The organism is Atlantibacter subterraneus, from assembly GCF_007570865.1.
In the GTDB taxonomy this organism is placed as follows: Bacteria; Pseudomonadota; Gammaproteobacteria; order Enterobacterales; family Enterobacteriaceae; genus Atlantibacter; species Atlantibacter subterraneus.
Genome location: NZ_VLPS01000007.1, coordinates 185631 through 203594, shown reverse-complemented (window position 1 = coordinate 203594; position 17964 = coordinate 185631). Strand labels below are relative to the sequence as shown.

The 17964-nt window shown below is 54.8% G+C and carries 17 protein-coding genes; 8 read left to right on the top strand and 9 right to left on the bottom strand.

Annotated elements, in window-relative coordinates; genetic code table 11:
- Positions 1 to 42: 42 nt before the first annotated feature.
- A complete protein-coding gene (locus FND52_RS14255; protein WP_125293682.1) occupies positions 43 to 1002 on the bottom strand; it encodes a LysR family transcriptional regulator in 960 nt (319 codons plus the stop codon).
- A gap of 250 nt (positions 1003 to 1252) precedes the next feature.
- Between FND52_RS14255 and FND52_RS14250 the strand changes: the two genes are divergently transcribed.
- Together FND52_RS14250 and metC are read left to right on the top strand one after the other, a co-directional pair.
- Positions 1253 to 2539 carry an amino acid permease gene (locus FND52_RS14250; protein ID WP_144131480.1) on the top strand — a complete coding sequence of 429 codons (1287 nt, stop codon included), beginning with the start codon at positions 1253 to 1255 and terminating at the stop codon, positions 2537 to 2539.
- Between the two features lie 21 nt (positions 2540 to 2560).
- Complete coding sequence (metC, locus tag FND52_RS14245; protein ID WP_125293684.1) at positions 2561 to 3742, top strand: cystathionine beta-lyase; 1182 nt, start codon at positions 2561 to 2563, stop codon at positions 3740 to 3742.
- Positions 3743 to 3744: 2 nt separating this feature from the next.
- Here metC and FND52_RS14240 read toward each other — a convergent pair whose 3' ends face one another.
- Positions 3745 to 4536: an alpha/beta hydrolase gene (locus FND52_RS14240; RefSeq protein ID WP_244290574.1), complete on the bottom strand. Its 792-nt coding sequence runs from the start codon at positions 4534 to 4536 to the stop codon at positions 3745 to 3747.
- A 239-nt stretch (positions 4537 to 4775) separates the two neighbouring features.
- Between FND52_RS14240 and FND52_RS14235 the strand changes: the two genes are divergently transcribed.
- Positions 4776 to 7703, top strand: coding sequence for an autotransporter family protein (locus FND52_RS14235; RefSeq protein ID WP_144131476.1), 2928 nt, complete (start codon positions 4776 to 4778; stop codon positions 7701 to 7703).
- 34 nt (positions 7704 to 7737) lie between these two features.
- Here FND52_RS14235 and cobU read toward each other — a convergent pair whose 3' ends face one another.
- Both cobU and FND52_RS14225 read right to left on the bottom strand, forming a co-directional pair.
- Positions 7738 to 8289 (bottom strand): bifunctional adenosylcobinamide kinase/adenosylcobinamide-phosphate guanylyltransferase, encoded by a 552-nt coding sequence (gene cobU, locus FND52_RS14230; RefSeq protein ID WP_167509365.1) that lies wholly within the window; start codon positions 8287 to 8289, stop codon positions 7738 to 7740.
- Positions 8286 to 9797: a cobyric acid synthase gene (locus FND52_RS14225; RefSeq protein ID WP_144131474.1), complete on the bottom strand. Its 1512-nt coding sequence runs from the start codon at positions 9795 to 9797 to the stop codon at positions 8286 to 8288. Before FND52_RS14225 ends, cobU begins: the two co-directional genes overlap by 4 nt.
- A gap of 112 nt (positions 9798 to 9909) precedes the next feature.
- On the opposite strand from FND52_RS14225, the gene FND52_RS14220 reads away from it, so the two are divergent.
- Positions 9910 to 11223: an NAD(P)/FAD-dependent oxidoreductase gene (locus tag FND52_RS14220; RefSeq protein ID WP_144131472.1), complete on the top strand. Its 1314-nt coding sequence runs from the start codon at positions 9910 to 9912 to the stop codon at positions 11221 to 11223.
- Here FND52_RS14220 and FND52_RS14215 read toward each other — a convergent pair.
- Positions 11220 to 12425, bottom strand: a complete 1206-nt coding sequence (locus FND52_RS14215; protein WP_144131470.1) for a serine hydrolase domain-containing protein — start codon at positions 12423 to 12425, stop codon at positions 11220 to 11222. The genes FND52_RS14220 and FND52_RS14215 overlap by 4 nt on opposite strands.
- Before the next feature lie 140 nt (positions 12426 to 12565).
- Between FND52_RS14215 and yghU the strand changes: the two genes are divergently transcribed.
- Positions 12566 to 13423, top strand: a complete 858-nt coding sequence (gene yghU / locus FND52_RS14210) for a glutathione-dependent disulfide-bond oxidoreductase (protein WP_125293691.1) — start codon at positions 12566 to 12568, stop codon at positions 13421 to 13423.
- Positions 13424 to 13464: 41 nt separating this feature from the next.
- Here the strand turns inward: yghU and yghX are convergent, their stop codons facing one another.
- From yghX to FND52_RS14195, 3 genes are all read right to left on the bottom strand, one after another.
- Positions 13465 to 14352: a YghX family hydrolase gene (yghX, locus tag FND52_RS14205; protein ID WP_125293692.1), complete on the bottom strand. Its 888-nt coding sequence runs from the start codon at positions 14350 to 14352 to the stop codon at positions 13465 to 13467.
- Between the two features lie 97 nt (positions 14353 to 14449).
- Positions 14450 to 14947, bottom strand: coding sequence for a TIGR00645 family protein (locus FND52_RS14200; RefSeq protein WP_144131468.1), 498 nt, complete (start codon positions 14945 to 14947; stop codon positions 14450 to 14452).
- 89 nt (positions 14948 to 15036) lie between these two features.
- Entirely contained in the window at positions 15037 to 15534 is a 498-nt protein-coding gene (locus FND52_RS14195) for an ESA_00282 family adhesion-associated protein (protein ID WP_125293694.1), read from the bottom strand.
- 103 nt (positions 15535 to 15637) lie between these two features.
- Here FND52_RS14195 and FND52_RS14190 point away from each other — a divergent pair, with 103 nt between their 5' ends.
- The 3 genes from FND52_RS14190 (at position 15638) to FND52_RS14180 (ending at position 17478) form a co-directional block, all read left to right on the top strand.
- Complete coding sequence (locus FND52_RS14190; RefSeq protein ID WP_125293695.1) at positions 15638 to 16042, top strand: hypothetical protein; 405 nt, start codon at positions 15638 to 15640, stop codon at positions 16040 to 16042.
- Between the two features lie 3 nt (positions 16043 to 16045).
- The gene (locus tag FND52_RS14185) at positions 16046 to 16495 is read left to right on the top strand and encodes a cytoplasmic protein (protein WP_144131466.1); all 450 of its coding nucleotides are present in this window, start codon (positions 16046 to 16048) and stop codon (positions 16493 to 16495) included.
- Between the two features lie 86 nt (positions 16496 to 16581).
- On the top strand, positions 16582 to 17478 hold the full coding sequence (locus FND52_RS14180; RefSeq protein ID WP_144131464.1) for an SDR family oxidoreductase: 897 nt from the start codon (positions 16582 to 16584) through the stop codon (positions 17476 to 17478).
- Between the two features lie 55 nt (positions 17479 to 17533).
- On the opposite strand, the gene exbD is transcribed toward FND52_RS14180, so the two are convergent.
- On the bottom strand, positions 17534 to 17959 hold the full coding sequence (exbD, locus tag FND52_RS14175; protein WP_125293698.1) for a TonB system transport protein ExbD: 426 nt from the start codon (positions 17957 to 17959) through the stop codon (positions 17534 to 17536).
- Between the last annotated feature and the right edge of the window lie 5 nt (positions 17960 to 17964).

Sequence of the window (17964 nt, the reverse complement as noted above, 5' to 3'; positions counted from 1 at the left end):
CAACCCGCCGCCCGGCGGGTTTTTACCTTAACAGACGCGAACTCAGGTCTCCAGCCAGGTATCCCACGCCGGGGCGGCAGTGATCCGCTTCACCATAAAATCGATAAAGCTGCGTATTTTGGGGTCCTGATGGTAGCCGGGATGGTACAGCGCATACAGGCTGTATTCATGCTCTTTGACCTCATGATCCAGCAGTACCGGCACCAGCTCGCCGCGGGCAATATAATCGCCCAGCAGATAGGTCGGCAGGCTGACAATCCCCTGATGATGCAGCGCGGCATTCAGTAGCCCCAGCGTACTGTTGACCTCAATAATGTTATTCACCTTTAACGCGCGCGGCTGGTGCTGCTCGTCGATGTAATACCAGTTATCCGAGACGTTGGGATTAATTAAACAGTCGTGCTGTTCCAGATCGGCCAGCGACTGCGGAATACCCCGCCGTTCAAAATAGGTTTTGCTGCCGCAGTACACCCAGTTGATTTTACAGATTTCCCGCAGAGCAAAGTTATTCGGCGGTCGCGCGGTGATCCGCAGGGCAATATCAAAATTCTCTTCGTTAAGATTTACGTTCCGATCGTTGAGATCCACCGACAGCCGCACGTCCGGGTACGACTCCCGGTATTCGCTGTACAGCCGCATCAGATGCGACACGCCAAACGCGATGGAACAGGTGATCCTGAGCTGGCCTTGCGGATGTTGATGAAAGCTGGAGGTGTTGATCAGCGAATCATCCAGATCGCCCAGCAGACGCTGGGCGCGGATCAGCAAATATTTCCCCGGCTCGGTGAGGATAAAAGTGCGGGTGGTTCTTTTTAACAGTACAACCCCAAGGCTCTCTTCGAGCTGTGAAATACTGCGGCTTACCGACGACGGCGTCAGGCTTAGTTTTTGCGCGGCGACGGAGAAACTGTTGCATTCAACCACCTTGATAAAGATTTCCAACTGGCGAAATATCGCGTGGTTATCAATTTTTGCTTTAAATGGCATAAAAACCTTATTCATCACTCTCCCTCGCCCCGCTAATACCTGCTCAACAGCATATCGCGCCGTCACGCAAACAGCGACCCTCATCAACTTTTGCGTTTTACGCACAAGTCTTGTTAATAGTTAGCACCGCCAGCGCCTTTTCGTTTCGCTGTTGATTACGTACCATGATATTGCAGTCAGAAAATGAATGGACTGAATAATAATTATCACCGCCGTTGCAGTCATGCGTCACCATTATTTTAATAAATTGCGACAGGAAAATATTATGAATGACATTTCTCCCTCAGTACCCCGCTCTGAAAAGCTTCATCAATCGATTCCATTTACCAAATATGATGCAGGATGGGTCGTATTGTGTATTGGCATGGCGATCGGCTCCGGCATTGTATTTATGCCGGTGCAAATCGGCATAAAAGGCATTTGGGTATTTATCGCCTCGGTGATCATTGCCTATCCTGCTATCTATTTATTACAAAGCTTATATTTAAAAACCCTCTCGGAAAGTGAAAATTGTGAGGATTACTCTAACGTTATTACCCAGTATTTAGGGAAAAACTGGGGTTTCTGGCTGGGCATCGCCTATTTTTTAATGCTGCTGCACGGTATGTTTTCCTATTCGCTGGCGGTCACCTTCGATAGCGCATCCTATATTCAGACCTTTGGATTAACAGACGGATTACTGTCGGATTCGGTATGGTACGGGCTGGTGATTCTGGTGGTGCTGGTCAGTATCGCCTCACAGGGCGAACGGCTGCTGTTTAAGGTCTCCGGGCCGATGGTCTGCGTGAAGTTCGGTATTATCGTGGCGCTGGGCCTGGTGATGGTTCCGCACTGGAATTTCAATAATATCAGCGCGTTTCCACCGATTGGATCTTTTCTGCGCGACGTGTTTCTGACATTGCCGTTTACCCTGTTTTCGATTCTGTTTGTCCAGATCCTCAGCCCGATGAATATCGCCTACCGCAAAGTGGAGCCGGACCGACGTATCGCTACGTACCGGGCCATTCGCGCTAATCGGGTAGCCTATATTATCCTGGCGGTAGCGGTGCTCTTCTTCGCCTTTTCGTTTACCTTCGCGATTAGCCATGAACAAGCGGTCTCTGCATTCGAGCAGAATATTTCCGCGCTGGCGATTGCCGCTCAGGTGATCCCCGGCTCGGTGGTAAAAGTCATGAGCGCCCTGTTAAATATCTTCGCGATATTAACAGCGTTTCTCGGGATTTATCTGGGCTTTCAGGAAGCCATTAAAGGGATTGTGGTGAATATTATCAGCCGCTTTATTCCTGAAGAGAAAATCAATCACCAAATGCTCAACCTGGCTATTCACGCTGGCGTGGTACTCGGGCTGTGGGCGTGGATTTCCACTCGCTTTTCGATTCTGTTTTTTATGCAGCTCGGCAGTCCGTTATTCGGGTTAGTCTCCTGTTTAATTCCCTGTTATTTAGTTTATAAAGTCAAAACGCTGCATCAGTTTAAAGGTCCGGGCGTTTGGTTCATCACCTTTTTTGGCATCTTGCTATGCCTGTCCCCTTTCTTTAAGTTTTTCGAATAACGCTGGTTAAAGAGGTACCTGATGAGTAAACAATCCGAGTCGAATTTCAGTATCGGCACGCGCATCACCCAGATTGGCAGAAATCCTGCGCAGCAGAAAGGCTTCGTGAACAGCCCGGTGTATCGCGGCTCGACGGTGATTTTCCCCACCGTGAGCGATATTGAGAACAACCGCGCCGAGTTTAATTACGGCACCATGGGCACGCCCACCATCGCCAATCTGGAGAATGCGTGGAGCGAACTGGCGGGCGCGGCGGGAACCGTGCTATCGCCTTCCGGCCTCGGCGCTATTGCCCTGGCGCTGCTCACTACCCTGAAAGCGGGCGATCATCTGCTGATGCCGGACAGCGTGTATAAACCCACGCGCCTGTTCTGTGCGGGTTTGCTGGCAAAAATGGGTATTGAAACCGAATACTACGACCCGCTGATCGGCGCGGGAATCGAGGCGCTGTTCCGCCCCAATACCACCACCCTGTTCCTGGAATCCCCCGGTTCTCAGAGCTTTGAGATCCAGGACGTGCCCGCCATGACGGCACAGGCCAAAGCGCGCGGAATCGCCACCATTATCGACAACACCTGGGCAACGCCGGTGTTTTTCCGCGCCCACGAGCACGGCTGTGATTTATCGGTAGAGGCCGGGACTAAATATCTCGGCGGCCACTCCGATTTGCTGATGGGCGTAGTCTCGGCCAACGAGGCCTGGTGGCCGGCGCTGCGCAAAACCTACGATCTGATGGCGATGCTGCCCGGCGCGGAAGACTGTTTCCTGGCGCTGCGCGGCATGCGCACTATGTATCTGCGGCTCAAAGAGGCGGAAAAACGCGGGCTGGAGATGGCGCAATGGCTGCAATCCCGCCCGGAAGTGCTGAAAGTGCTGCATCCGGCGTTCCCGGATTGCCCCGGCCACGAACTGTGGAAGCGCGATTTTACCGGCTCATCCGGGCTGTTCTCGATTGTTCTGAAACCGGAATACAGCAAAGCCAGCGTCGATCACATGCTGGATAACATGGCGATTTTCGCGATGGGCTACTCATGGGGCGGTTTTGAAAGCCTGATAATTCCGTTTAACTGCGCGGAATACCGTACTGTGACGACCTGGCAGCCCGGCGGCAGAGCGTTACGTCTGCAAATCGGTCTGGAAGATATGGACGATTTAAAAGCCGACCTGGCCGCCGGGCTGGAACGGTTAAAAATGTTTGTCTGAGGTCAACGGCAGTCGGGCTGTTGCTGTAGCAGCGACGGCCACACTGCCGCCCAGTCCGATCCATGCGCCATCCCCCGCACCTGTTCGATACGCACGCACCGTCCGCCCGCCGCCTGCTGAAAACGCCGCGCCGTCTCTGGCGGCACGGTGCTGTCGGCGCTGCCGGTAAAATGGATCTGCGGCAGGTTCGCCAGCCGTGGAGCAACGTCGATAGCGCTTAACGCATCAGGCATCGCAGAAACGTTATGCACGGCGTTAACGTAAGCCACATCCAGATTACCCGCCACGGTGCGCAGCGAGCGCACGTCATCACGCCGCGCGGCAATCAGGGCCGCGATAGCGCCCCCGCCGGAGTAACCCACCAGCTCAATCTGAATGCCTGTCCAGGGTTGCAGCGACTGGCTCAGCGCTTCATCCATCGCCTGCACGACGGTCGGCGAGAAACGATTGTCAGTCCACCACGTCGTACCACAATTGGCCGGAAGCGGCGGGCCGATAAACTGGCAGGGCCGCGCCAGATACAACACGTTGGCTGAAGCATCCGCCGCCGCCAGCATTAAACCCGTGGGCTGCCGCGGCGTGGGATCGTCGGAGGGACGCGTGCGGCTGACCCAGGCGTAGCCATCGCCCTCAATATAGACCCGCACTGGCTGCGCGGGCGCAGTAATGCGCTGCCAAATCCGCAATTCGAAGCGCGACGTTTGTAAATTTTGACTGTTCAGACCAGATTTTTTGGCCAGCAGCGCCGCCCGTTCCCGGCTATCGCCGGTTACACATCCAGCCAATAAAAACATCAGCATTATCAACAAATAATAACGTTTACTTAACAAACACAGCGGCATTACGGCATCCTGATTAAGTGAAATATCATTTTAAAATTTAATTTAAGTCTTGTTTTCGCACTGTGATAGTTAAGAAATTGTGATTGATCTTGTCATGTAAATCGATATTCTGCCGATAAATAACATCGGATAATTCCTGAATTATTTATACCTGCTTTTATCGATAACAATTAGACATCGCAACGGACATTATGAAAAAAAATCATTTTAGCCAGCGTGGCGCTATGCTGGTGGCATTGACGACTGCGCACGGGCTGCTCGCGCCTGCTGCGTACGCCGACCTGGGAAATATTATTGACGACGGGTATTACGGTAACGTCACGATTAATACCACTTATCCTGATTTTACCGTAACGACTGAGGGCCGGGTACAACCCTCTTCAGGCTCTGCGGTGAAAGTAGGGTCAGAAGGCAGCGTCGATCTGTTCACTAACAAGGGCTGGATCTATAGCCAGAATGGCCACGGTATCCAGAACGAAGGTCATATTGGCACACTGGAAAACACTAACTTTATTAACTCGCAAAATAACGCCAATTTGTCTGCCTACAACGGCTTATATCTTGGTACCGAAAGCCAGACCGACCATATCATCAATAAAGGCTCTATTAACGCCAGCGTAAGCTACGACATGAATAATCCTGTCGTGGTGAATAACGCCGCGATCTATAACCGTGGGCATGTAGGTTCGCTGACTAATGAGCAAAATGGCCGAATCAGCGGTAATACCGCGCTCCAGAATAGCGGTGTCATCGATCTGTTGCAGAATGACGGCAACATGGAAAGTTATTCCATCGGTATTATTTCTTCCGATATCAATGCCACGCTAATTAATAACAGCACGATTATTAATAAAGGCACGATCGCTACCTTAAATAACACCGGATCGATTACCAGTTATAACTATTACGATAGCTCTGACTCAACGGCGATTCGTAACTCCGGCACAATTACCGCCCTGAATAATTACGGCACTATTAGCGGCAGTACAACGGCGATCGATTCTATTGGCACCATCACAGATCTTCATAACGAAGGCGTGATTAAGGGTGATATTTACGTTGCGGGTAATGCGCCGCTGAATATCACTGGCGGTAGCGGTACGCAAGGCAAGCTGACCGGTTCAGCCCCTACACCGATCTTTGGCATTTTCGCTATGGGTCCAGTCCCTGTGATTGAAGATACCATCGGCACGTTGAGTGCGGGCGGCGACATCAACTTTAATGTGGGTTCTATCCTGCTGAACGACAACGTGTTCACCGGCGGCACGGTGTATAACAACGCGTCTAAAATTCAGGTGAATGCCCCTATCGCAATTAACGGCAACTATCACCAGAAAAGCGATGCAACGTTGATTATCGGCGTGGCCGACAACGCGGTAGCAAACGGCGACGCGCAGGACAGCGGCTATGGCCGGTTGAACGTAACCGGCTCAGCGATTGTTGACGCGGGTTCGCGTGTTAACCTGGTACAAAAAGCCAGCAGCTATGCCTTTGCGCACGGCCAGCGTTACGTGGTGATTGATGCGGATGTCAGCGGCACCGAGTACAACGCCAGCCAGCTGAAATATAAAGTGTCTGGTTACGAGGGCGCAGTATCGGGTAAAACCCTGCTGGACGGTTCTCGTAGCGCGCTGGTTGTCAGCCTGACGGACGCGCCGGTTGAGCCGGAAGTCCCGGTTACGCCTGAAGTCCCGGTTACGCCTGAAGTCCCGGTCACCCCTGAAGTCCCGGTTACCCCTGAAGTCCCGGTCACCCCTGAAGTGCCGGTTACCCCTGAAGTCCCGGTTACCCCTGAAGTGCCGGTTATCCCTGAAGTGCCGGTTATCCCTGAAGTGCCGGTTACCCCTGAAGTCCCGGTCACCCCTGAAGTGCCGGTTACTCCAGAAGTGCCAGTTACCCCTGAAGTGCCGGTTATCCCGGAAACCCCGGTTACGCCAGCCGAACCGGAAACGCCGACACAGCCTGAGCCAACGGCTCCGCAGCCGGGCTTCGCGACAACCCGTAATGCGACCTCCGCGCTGAACGGTCTGACCAGCTACTCCGGGATTTCTCCGCAGCTGCTGGAGCTGTACAACGCCTCGCTGGCGATTGATAACACCAAAGAAGCGAACCGCGTTGGCGAGCGCTTGTCTCCGGGCCAGAGCATCAGCGCCGGGCAGGCGACGCAAACCGCTACTGCCTCCGCTTACTCGGTGATCGGCAACCATATGGATAATCTGCGCAACCCGCAAACGGCGGGCATGAGCGGCGTATCTACCGGTGATGCTTACAGCGACTGGCTGATGTGGGCGCAGCCGTTTGGCGGCTATGCGCGCCGCGACAGCACCGACCAAATAAGCGGCTACAGCGCTAAATTCGGCGGCCTGCTGATCGGTGCCGACCGCGCGCTGAATGATGCATGGCGTCTGGGTGCAGCGGTGAACTACAGCAACACCTCGGTTCACGGCAAAGATAACCTGAACGGCAACACCTCAACGGCGGACAACTATGGCCTGATCGGCTATGCCAGCTACACCGGCGAACCCTGGTTCATGAACCTGTCCGCAGGCGTTAACCGTCAGAACTACGACACGTCGCGTTACGTCGATTTCACCGGCTTCTCCGGTCACGCGCGCGGTAAGTTCAACGGCCAGTCTGCAACCGTACAGGGCGAATTCGGCTATCCGTTCGCGCTGGGCGCAGACGTGACCCTGACCCCGCTGGCAAGCCTGTCTTACAGCTATCAGCATATCGATGGCTACTCGGAAAGCGGCGGCAACGGTATGGCGCTGGACGTGGATTCTTCCCACAACCAGTCCGTGGTGAGCGATATCGGCGCGCGTCTGGACAAGACGTTTGAAACCAGTCTGGGCAACCTGACGCCGTTTGTTCAATTCTCCTGGATCCACCAGTACGACAACAAGCAGATGAGCAACACCGCGACCTACGCCGCAGACAGCATCGGTGAAACCACCTTTATCACCAAAGGCGCGGCACCGGTTGAAGATATGGCGGGCGTGGCTATCGGCAGCACCCTGTATGATGTGAACTCGCTGAGCCTGGATGCTCGTTACGATCTGCAGGCGGGCGAAGATTATCAGGCACACACCTTCAGCCTGCGTTTACGCAAAACGTTCTAAGTCAGACCCGGCGGTGGGCCACAGGCCCGCCGCCTTATCCTTTAATCTTTACGCCAATCCCCGATACAACCAGCCACACCTGTTCCGCCTGCTCCGCCAGCCGCTGGTTGACGCGCCCGGCGATATCCCGAAAATGACGCGCTAAACGGTTTTCCGGTACGATGCCCATCCCCACTTCGTTGGTCACTAACACCACCGGAGACGGACAGGCCGCGCAGGCCGCCAGCAGTTGCGTGATATGCGCGTCGATATGCGCCTCAATCGCCGTGTAATCCCAGCTTTCTTCCGGCGTATCGCCAACAAAATCAAACAGCAGATTGCTGATAAGCGTGGTAATGCACTCCAGCAAAATGGCTTCCTGCGGATCGTTGTCTGGCGTGATAACGGCGGGCACATCGCGCCACGCCTCCACGGTTCGCCAGTGCGCGGGGCGGCTGAGCTGGTGATGCTTGATTCGCTCGGCCATCTCGTCATCAAAAATCATCGAGGTGGCGATATACAGCACGCGCTCCGCCATGCCCTGCACGAGCCGCTCGCCGTGACGGCTTTTTCCGCTGCGCGCGCCGCCGGTAATCAGGATCATCAGCTTAACTCCTTGTGCTCGCGCATAATCTGATAAACGCGTTCTATATCAATGTGTTCACGCATCTGCTGCGCCAGCAGATCAAACTGCTGCGCTTTATGGGCCGCGTAGTCCAGCACTTCGCCGTCCCACGGCTCGAGGCCTTTACGCTGACGCAGGGTGTCCAGCAGCGCGCGGGTAAAACCGCCGTTATCAAATAACCCGTGCAGATAACACCCCGCCGCCTGGCCGTCCGGGCTGACCGCGCCGTCAACGCGATCGCTGAACCTTAACATTGGCTGAACGCCCTCGCCGCGCGTGGTTTCGCCCATATGGATTTCATAACCGGTGACCGGTTGCTGGCCGCAGTGCTGCAACACGCCGCTGAAGTTTTTGGTTGTCACGCCCGAGACCAGAGTGGTGACTTTTTCCCGGGCGAAGCGGGTGGTGACGTCCAGTAACCCCAGCCCTGGCCGCTCGCCAAGCCCGGACTCCACCTCATCAATAATCGTTGTGCCAAGCATCTGGTAGCCGCCGCAAATGCCTATGACCGGCGTTCCGGCCTGATGCCGCGCCAGCAGCGCCTCCGCCAGCCCGCATTCGCGCAGCCACTGCAAATCGCCCAGGGTATTTTTACTGCCGGGCAGCAACAGCAGATCGGCATCGTTCAGCTGATGGGGCGACGTCACATAACGCACCCGCACGTCGGGCTGCGCCGCCAGCGGGTTAAAGTCGGTGAAGTTGGAAATATGCGGCAACTGGATCACGGCGATCTCCAGCGGGCGTTCCGTGACGTCGCGGTATTTCCCACGCTGGAGCGCCACGCCGTCTTCATCCTCCAGGCTAACGTCCAGCCACGGCATCACGCCAAGCACCGGCACCCCGGTCAGGGCTTCGATTTGCTCCAGCCCGGAGGTCAGCAGCGCCACGTCGCCGCGAAACTTATTGATGATGACGCCTTTGACCCGCCAGCGCTCATGCTCCTGAAGCAGCGCTAACGTACCGTAAATGGCGGCGAATACCCCGCCCCGATCGATATCCGCCACCAAAATCACCGGGCATTGCGCCAGTTCCGCCATGCCCATATTGACGATATCGCGGTCGCGCAGGTTGATTTCCGCCGGGCTGCCCGCCCCTTCCAGCACCATCACGTCATACTCGGCGGCCAGGCTCTGGTAGACCTCGCGCACCGTCTCGCGCAGTTTTGGTTTGTATTGGTGATAGCTCACCGCGTCCATGTCGCTGGCGACTTTGCCCATCAACACAATTTGCGCTTTGCGATCGCTGGTGGGCTTGAGCAGAATCGGGTTCATGCGCACGTCCGGCGCAATGCCCGCCGCTTCCGCCTGGAACACCTGGGCGCGCCCCATCTCTTTGCCATCGGGCGTGATGCCGGAGTTCAGCGCCATATTTTGCGATTTAAACGGAGCGGTGCGATAACCCTCCTGGAAAAAGATGCGGCACAACCCAGCCACCAGCGTACTTTTCCCCACATCCGAGGCGGTGCCCTGCAACATGATTGACAGGCTCATGCCCTCTCCTTGCTGTACTTGTCTAAAATCAATAACACTCAGGTTATCACTGGCGTGTATGGCAATCTTTAATTTATAAATTTGGTTTATTTTATAAAAAAAGGTTCAGGCTTTGCGCTACGCATCAATACCATTTAACCATAACCAACTGGGCTGGCCGGAAGGCGAACAACATTTCGCTCCACATCCTACGCTGCGCGGCGATATCACCGCCGACTGGGTCGTCATCGGCGCGGGTTTCGCAGGTGTGGCATTCGCCCGCCGTCTCGCGGAAATTAATCCAGCCCTGAACATCGTTATTGTCGATGCCCACAGCGCACGCGAAAGCTCCTCGGCGCGTAATTCCGGCTTCGTGATTGGTCTACCGCATAATATCGGCAGTTCCACCGCCGAACTCAAAAAAGCCAATGCCTACCGCAATCTGTTGCAGGATGGTATTCGCCAGTTGGAACGCCAGATTGACCAGCACGGGATTGCCTGCGACTGGGAAAATGCCGGGAAATACCATTGCCAGGTCGAGCGCGGCAACGATCGTGTTTTAAATGAATACGCCAGCCATCTCGATTTAATGCACGAGCCGTATCAAACCTTAGAAAGCGATGCGTTGTATGAAAAACTCGGCACCCGGTTTTACAGCAAAGGCATTTATACCCCGAGCTGCGTGCTGGTGAACCCGGCGCAGTTGATTGCCGGGCTGACCCACTGCCTGCCGGAAAACGTGCAGAGTTTTGATAACACCCCGGTGCTGGAGATCCGCTACGGCAGCGTGGCGGAAGTCGTGACGCCGTATGGCGTCATCAAAACCCCGAAAGTGATGCTGGCAACCAACGCCCTCTCATCCGCCCTGCTGCCCGGCATGACCCGTCAGGCGTCGATGGCGACCTTCGCCAGTATTACCGAGCCGCTGACCGACGAACAGCTGGCGACGCTGCCGCCAATGCAAAGCTGGGGGCTGACGCCGGTTAACGCCATCGCAGGGGCGACGTTCCGCTTTACCCGGGATCGCCGCTTCCTGATCCGCCAGCACGTGACGCCTGCGTTAAAAGGCCAGGTGAGCGTGGAGCAAACCTGGCACGCCACGCAGTTGCACCGCCGGTTATTCAATAAAGTCTACCCGACGCTGCGCGAGGTGAATCTGGAGCATACCTGGTCTGGCACCATCAGCGTGACGCGCAACGGCGCGCCGGTATGGGGGGCATTGAATGAGGTGATCTGTACCGCAGGCGGCTGCAACGGCGCGGGAGTCTCGAAGCAGACCGTAGCGGGCAGCCTGCTGGCAGACGTGATGCTCAAACAGGACAACCCGCTGATTGCCGATATGCAATCGCTGGGCGAGGCCAATTTCCTGCCGCCATCGCCAATTCTGGATATTGGCATTGCGGGCTCGCTGCTCAAAGAGCGCTGGCTGGGGCGCAAAGAAGCCTAATTATTCGCGAAACGGTTGCCGGAAAGCTGGCGATCGTTTTTCGCCATATCCAGTAACAACGTCATGCCAATATAGTTGCTCCAGTTAAAGGCATTTTGCAGCACCACTACCGCGTTGCCTTTTTCTTTATCGAAACCGATAAAGCTGGAGTAGCCGCCGATATATCCCACCTGATAAGTGATTTTTTCCCGGCCAATAAAGTCGGTTGCCCAGGCGATTTCCTGCGATCCTTCCGGGCGCTGATAATACATATTGCTTACCTCGGCAAATACCACGTCCAGCACGCTATTGTCGGTTTTTGATACGTGATAGCGGGCATAGGCAATCAGATCCTCGGCATTACTGTATAAGCTCGCCGCCGCCACCATATTATTGTCAAAGTGCCAGTCCGGGGTTAGCTGGCCGCGCGGAATAAATTTCGGCTGATCCCCGGCGTGGCCCAGGGCGCGCTGCGGAAAGCCTTTTAGTTGTTCCGGCGTAAAGCTGGTGCTGGCCATATTTAATGGCCGGAAAATATAGCGCGCCGCCAGCGTCTGAATATCTTCGCCGGTTTTATATTTCAGGATATAGCCAATCAGCGCATAGCCGAGATTGGAATATTCCGGCACTTTGCTTTGCGGTGCCTGCCAGCGGGCTAAATAATCCAGCACGTTGTCGCTGTCCAGCTCGCCATAAAAGTTTTCGCCGCTGCCTAAATAACCGATGAATTTTTTTAGCATCGGCAGATCCATATTCTGGCGCGGCAGCCCGGAGGTATGGGTCACCAGCTCCAGCAGGGTGATGTTGCGCGCATCCGCGCTGAGCGGCGTGCCCGGCGGCAACAGAGTCGCCAGTTTGGCGTCCCAGCTGAGCCGTCCTTCATTCACCAGGCAGGTGACCACTTCCGCCGTCACCCCTTTACTGAGCGAGCCGAGGGCAAACAGGGTATCTGGCCTGACCGGGTAACGATGGGTTTCGTCGGTGACGCCCCAGCTGTAATACTGCGGTTCGCCGTGGTTATGGATCACCGCTACCGTCATGCCGGAAACCGACTTTTGCGCCATATAGTGGCGGACCACGCTGTCCACATCGCCATCCAGCGATTCATGGGTAAGCAGTTCCTGGGTGCCTGCCGGGGAGGACATTTGCGAGAGCGTACCGCAGCCGCTGAGTAACGGGACAACGAGCAGAAGCCAGCGAAATTGTTTAGTAGTGTTCTGCATACCCGTTGTTATGTAGTGTGGTCATTTATAAGCGCGGAAAATGTAACATATTCCTGGTTGTTAAGCGCACGGCTTGCTACACATTCGCTAAAAGGTCGGCTATCTTCGCTAAACATTTCAGAGTAAAGGCGGAGAAAACGATGTCCGAGCAATCCTGGCAACCCCCGAAAGTCTGGACCTGGCAAAAACAAGGCGGTACCTGGGGCAGCATCAATCGCCCCATTGCTGGCCCGACCCACGAACGTACCCTTCCGGTTGGTAAACATCCGCTCCAGCTTTACTCGCTGGGCACGCCCAACGGCCAGAAGGTCACTATCCTGCTGGAAGAGCTGTTAGCGCTGGGCGAAAGCGGCGCGGAATATGACGCGCACCTGATCCGCATCGGCGAAGGCGACCAGTTCTCCAGCGGCTTCGTGGACGTCAATCCCAATTCGAAGATCCCTGCGCTGATGGACCACAGCATTAACCCGCCGGTGCGGGTGTTTGAGTCCGGCGCGATCCTGCTGTATCTGGCGGAAAAATTCGGCCACTTCCTGCCGAAAGACCACGCCGGGCGCACCGAAACCCTGAACTGGCTGTTCTGGCTGCAAGGCTCTGCGCCATATCTCGGCGGCGGCTTCGGGCACTTTTATCACTACGCCCCGGAGAAAATCGAATACGCCATCAACCGTTTTGCCATGGAAACCAAGCGCCAGCTTGATGTGCTGGATCGCCAGCTGGCTGACCATCGTTATATCGCGGGTGATGAATACACTATCGCCGATATCGCCATCTGGCCGTGGTATGGTGCGCTGGGCCTGGGCGGGATGTATGACGCGGCGGAGTTCCTGGATGTGGCGTCGTATAAAAACTTCCAGCGCTGGGTGCAGGACGTGAACGCCCGCCCGGCGGTACAGCGTGGCCGCAAGGTTAACCGCACCTGGGGCGATGCCTCGGAACAGCTGCCCGAACGCCATGACGCGTCTGATTTTGATCTGAAAACTGAAGATAACAAATAACGCGTCCCGATAAGAGTAAGGGGAACGGGCGTTCCCCTTTTTTAATGCAGATATTTTTCAAACCACGCCAGCGTACGCTGCCAGGCGAGTTCAGCGGCGGCCTTGTCGTAGCGCGGGGTGGAATCATTGTGGAAGCCGTGGTTCACCCCAGGGTAGATATGCGCCTCATAGGTTTTCCCGGCTTTTTTAAGCGCGGCTTCCCAGGCGGGCCAGCCCTCGTTGATGCGCGTATCCAGTTCGGCAAAGTGCAGTAGCAGCGGCGCTTTTACTTTTTCCGCATCCTGCGCAGGCGGCTGGCGGCCATAAAACGGCACCGCGGCCGCCAGCTCCGGATACGCCACTGCCGCGGCATTTGCTACCCCACCGCCATAGCAAAAGCCCGTCATGCCCACTTTGCCGGTCGCGTCTTTGTGATGCATTAAAAACTCAATGGCGGCGAAGAAATCATTCATCAGCTTTGTCGGGTCAACCTTTTGCTGTAGCTCGCGCCCTTCATCATCATTGCCCGGATAGCCGCCCACCGAGCTCAACCCGTCCGGGGCCAGCGCAATATACCCGGCTTTGGCAACCCGCCGCGCCACGTCTTCGATATAAGGGTTTAAGCCGCGATTTTCGTGCACTACCACCACGGCAGGCACTTTACCGGATGCTTTTGCCGGTTTTACCAGATAGCCGCGCACCTCGCCGTGACCGTTCGGTGAAGGATAGGTAATGTACTCCGGCAGGATATCCGGGTCGGTAAACAGCACCTGCTCCGCCAGCGCATAGTCAGGTTTCAGCAGGTCGAACAGCGCCAGCGCGGTTAATCCGCCGACGGCATATTTAGTCGCCAGCTCCAGGAATTGGCGTTTAGTGATTTTGCCGTGGGCGTAATAGTCGTAGTAGTCGAGCAGTTGCTGAGGAAAGTCTTTGGCGGTGAGGCGCGTCATAGCAGGCTCCGGCGTGTCGCTGACGAAAGTTATTTAAGCGAAGCACAACACGGCGGATTTGCACAGAAATTCGCCACGGGATGCCCGTGGCGAACGATTATTTGTGATCGTGGCGGGTGAGCTTATCGAGATAGCCCATCACGAATGCGGAGAGGACGAAAGTCAGATGGATGATGACGTACCACATCAGCTTGTTATCCGGCACGTTGCGCGCATCCATAAATACCCGCAGCAGGTGGATAGAAGAGATAGCGACAATCGACGCAGCGACTTTGTTCTTCAGCGAGCTGGCATCCATTTTACCCAGCCAGTTGAGCTTCTCTTTATGCTCGTCGATATCGAGCTGCGAAACGAAATTCTCGTACCCCGAGAACATCACCATCACCAGCAGCCCGCCGACCAGCGTCATATCCACCAGCGACAGCAGCACCAGAATCAGATCGGCTTCCGCAATCTCATAGATGTTCGGAAGAACGTGGTACATCTCCTGGAAAAATTTTAACGTCAGGGCTAACAGCCCCAAAGACAAACCAAAGTAGACCGGCGCGAGTAGCCAACGTGAGGCGTACATTGCGTTCTCAAAAAAACGTTCCATAAGGTCCTGATAGATAGCCAAGGGGCGCTCAGTATAACGCAGAAATGTTAACCGCTTGCAACAGCCTGGTGCGCCTTGCAAGCAAGTTGTTAAACATCAGCGGGGTTAATTTCCGGGCGCGCATACTCGGGCCAGACCAGCGCCACCAGCGCCGGGTAGGCCTCCAGACTGAACTCATGAAAACAATGGCGCATATTGAGCACTTCGATATCGGAGAGCAGCACTAATTCTCCGTTCAGGCAGCGTTTTTTAATATTTTCGTAATATTTATAAACCGCAGAATTGAGATCGCTACAGCGCCGTTGTGCCTCAAATAACCCTGGCGTGGCGTTCAGTTCATCAAAACGCATCCGCTTTACCGTGGCGTTGATAAAGTCCATGTATTCATGATTAACCCGCCAATACCACACCGGCGTAATGGAATTAAGCAGCGCGGAAAAATGATCCTCGCCCTGTTCTTTGGTAGCGGGACCGTGCGCATCAGGTTCAACCACTGGCGATTTATTGGCTCCATCCTGGCGCATTAATATCAATATGCCGACCATCAGCAGTAATACAGTAAGAATTAAATAAACAACAGTGTTCATGCACCGAACCCATTTTTTTGATTTTAAAATTAGCACATGGTATCGTCAACGCAATCCATCAAAGCCACAACCGTAACAAACTGAAGTATAAGGAAATTATATCATGTTGCCCGATTATCTCGTGGCGGCGCGTTACGTTATTTCTACGCCTGCTACCCCGCCGCAGCCCGACAGCGCAGATGAAAATTTCACTCAAGGAATACCTGATATCAGAGAGCACGAGAAAGATATTTTAAGCCGGACTTCATTGGCGGGGCAACGGAGTCATGCGTTACTTGAGGAGCGCGACCGCCACATTAAAGAGCGCCTGTTCTGTGCGGCTAAAATTGATAGCTTTGCGCAAGTGCTTAATACTCTTCTCGAACAACAGAAAATAAGCCCGGAAGAGATCAGCCAATTAATTCATGAGCAAACGACGTTGATAAACGATCAGGGTAAGAAAATTTGGCTTAATCTTATTACTCGCGAATCAACGGAGCCTGTTTTTTATCAATTAGGGGATAAATAAACAATGGAAAAACAGGAAACCGAAAAATATTTTACTTTGGATAAGCAAGAAGAACAAAAATTTATATTAAGTCAAAACAGACAGGCGCTGATTGATATTCGTAATAATGACATTGCGTACTATACCCAGGAAGTCGCCATCCCTGCCGCGCTGGTGCAGTTGAAGTGGCAAAACCGCCGGGAAATTTACGCGCTCAGGGTCAAAGAAGAGATCTACGGTGCCGTGCTTTGCGCCATCATGAAAAAAAATCCCACGCTGAAAAACGAGCTGGAAGCGCAGATTGAAGCGCGCTATCAGCAATGCAAAACCGACGAAGCCGCCACACTTATGATGAGCCGCCAGCTTGCTGAAAAACAGTATAAAACCCATACCGTCCCGACCCTTCCGCCAGAGGAAATATCGCCTGCCGGGCCCGACGCAGCCGTTCCGCCTGCTCCACCCACTAATCACTGATATATTCAGGAATATCCCGAATCCGCCTGAAAACTTATGGCCGGGCACTATCCTTAAAGGGAATTTTCTACTGATGGAGATCCCTTATGGCTAACGATCAAACCCACATTCAGGACCCCACCACCCAGTATTACACCGGCGAATACCCGAAGCAGCGCCAGCCTGTTCCGGGCATCCAGGCGAAGATGGATCCGGTCCCCGACTGCGGCGAGAAAAGCTATGTTGGTTCGGGCCGCCTTAAGGATCGTAAAGCGCTGGTTACCGGCGGCGACTCGGGCATCGGGCGCGCGGCGGCCATCGCTTACGCGCGTGAAGGCGCTGATGTAGTGCTGAACTATCTGCCCGACGAGCAGGAAGACGCCGAAGCGGTGAAAAAGCTGATTGAAGAGGCCGGGCGTAAAGCGGTGCTGATCCCCGGCGATTTGAGCGATGAGACGTTTGCCCGCAGCCTGGTGGACCAGGCGGTGAAAGCGCTGGGCGGGCTGGACATTCTGGCGCTGGTGGCCGGTAAACAGGTCGCCGTGCAGGATATCGCGGAAATCACCAGCGAGCAGTTCACCAAAACCTATGCGGTCAACGTGTTCGCACTCTTCTGGATAACCCAACAGGCGCTGCCGCACCTGAAACCCGGCGCGAGCATTATCACCACGTCCTCGATTCAGGCGTATCAGCCAAGCCCACACCTGCTGGATTATGCGTCCACCAAAGCCGCGATCCTTAACTTCACGCGCGGGCTGGCGAAGCAGATCGCCGAGAAAGGTATTCGCGTCAACTGTGTCGCGCCAGGCCCCATCTGGACCGCGCTACAAATTTGCGGCGGGCAGCCGCAGGAGAAACTGCCGGAATTCGGTAAGCAGACGCCGATGAAACGTGCGGGCCAACCCGCCGAGCTGGCACCGATTTATGTTTATCTGGCCAGCCAGGAATCCAGCTACGTGACGGCGGAAGTCCACGGCGTGACCGGCGGCGAGCATTTAGGCTAAGCCGCAGGCAACAAAAAGGCGTGGTCTTCGCCACGCCTTTTTTAACGCCCGGAAATCACTTCGCTTTCGCGGTTTCCTGGCCGACTAAACCAATTTTCAGGTATCCCGCCTGGTGCAGGGTATCCATTACTTTCATCATGGTTTCGTAATCAACGGTTTTATCCGCGCGGAAAAACACCGTGGTGTCTTTCTTGCCTTCCGTCAGCGCGTCGAGCTGCGCGATCATAGTCTCCTCGGTAATCGGCTCATTGCCAAGGAACATCGATTTATCCGCTTTCACCGACACGTAAATCGGTTTTTCCGGGCGCGGCTGCGGCTGGCTGGTGGAGGCCGGCAGGTTCACTTTGACGTCAACCGTCGCCAGCGGCGCGGCCACCATAAAGATAATCAGCAGGACCAACATCACGTCGATAAACGGCGTGACGTTGATTTCATGCATTTCGCCGTTGTCGTCGAGGTTTTCGTTAAGACGCATTGCCATAGGGC

Coding starts and splice junctions, on each gene's coding strand:
- FND52_RS14255 (WP_125293682.1), bottom strand. CDS start 1,002: ATGAATAAGGTTTTTATGCCATTTAAAGCAAAAATTGATAACCACGCG.
- FND52_RS14250 (WP_144131480.1), top strand. CDS start 1,253: ATGAATGACATTTCTCCCTCAGTACCCCGCTCTGAAAAGCTTCATCAA.
- metC (WP_125293684.1), top strand. CDS start 2,561: ATGAGTAAACAATCCGAGTCGAATTTCAGTATCGGCACGCGCATCACC.
- FND52_RS14240 (WP_244290574.1), bottom strand. CDS start 4,536: ATGTTTTTATTGGCTGGATGTGTAACCGGCGATAGCCGGGAACGGGCG.
- FND52_RS14235 (WP_144131476.1), top strand. CDS start 4,776: ATGAAAAAAAATCATTTTAGCCAGCGTGGCGCTATGCTGGTGGCATTG.
- FND52_RS14225 (WP_144131474.1), bottom strand. CDS start 9,797: ATGAGCCTGTCAATCATGTTGCAGGGCACCGCCTCGGATGTGGGGAAA.
- FND52_RS14215 (WP_144131470.1), bottom strand. CDS start 12,425: ATGCAGAACACTACTAAACAATTTCGCTGGCTTCTGCTCGTTGTCCCG.
- yghU (WP_125293691.1), top strand. CDS start 12,566: ATGTCCGAGCAATCCTGGCAACCCCCGAAAGTCTGGACCTGGCAAAAA.
- yghX (WP_125293692.1), bottom strand. CDS start 14,352: ATGACGCGCCTCACCGCCAAAGACTTTCCTCAGCAACTGCTCGACTAC.
- FND52_RS14200 (WP_144131468.1), bottom strand. CDS start 14,947: ATGGAACGTTTTTTTGAGAACGCAATGTACGCCTCACGTTGGCTACTC.
- FND52_RS14195 (WP_125293694.1), bottom strand. CDS start 15,534: ATGAACACTGTTGTTTATTTAATTCTTACTGTATTACTGCTGATGGTC.
- FND52_RS14190 (WP_125293695.1), top strand. CDS start 15,638: ATGTTGCCCGATTATCTCGTGGCGGCGCGTTACGTTATTTCTACGCCT.
- FND52_RS14185 (WP_144131466.1), top strand. CDS start 16,046: ATGGAAAAACAGGAAACCGAAAAATATTTTACTTTGGATAAGCAAGAA.
- FND52_RS14180 (WP_144131464.1), top strand. CDS start 16,582: ATGGCTAACGATCAAACCCACATTCAGGACCCCACCACCCAGTATTAC.
- exbD (WP_125293698.1), bottom strand. CDS start 17,959: ATGGCAATGCGTCTTAACGAAAACCTCGACGACAACGGCGAAATGCAT.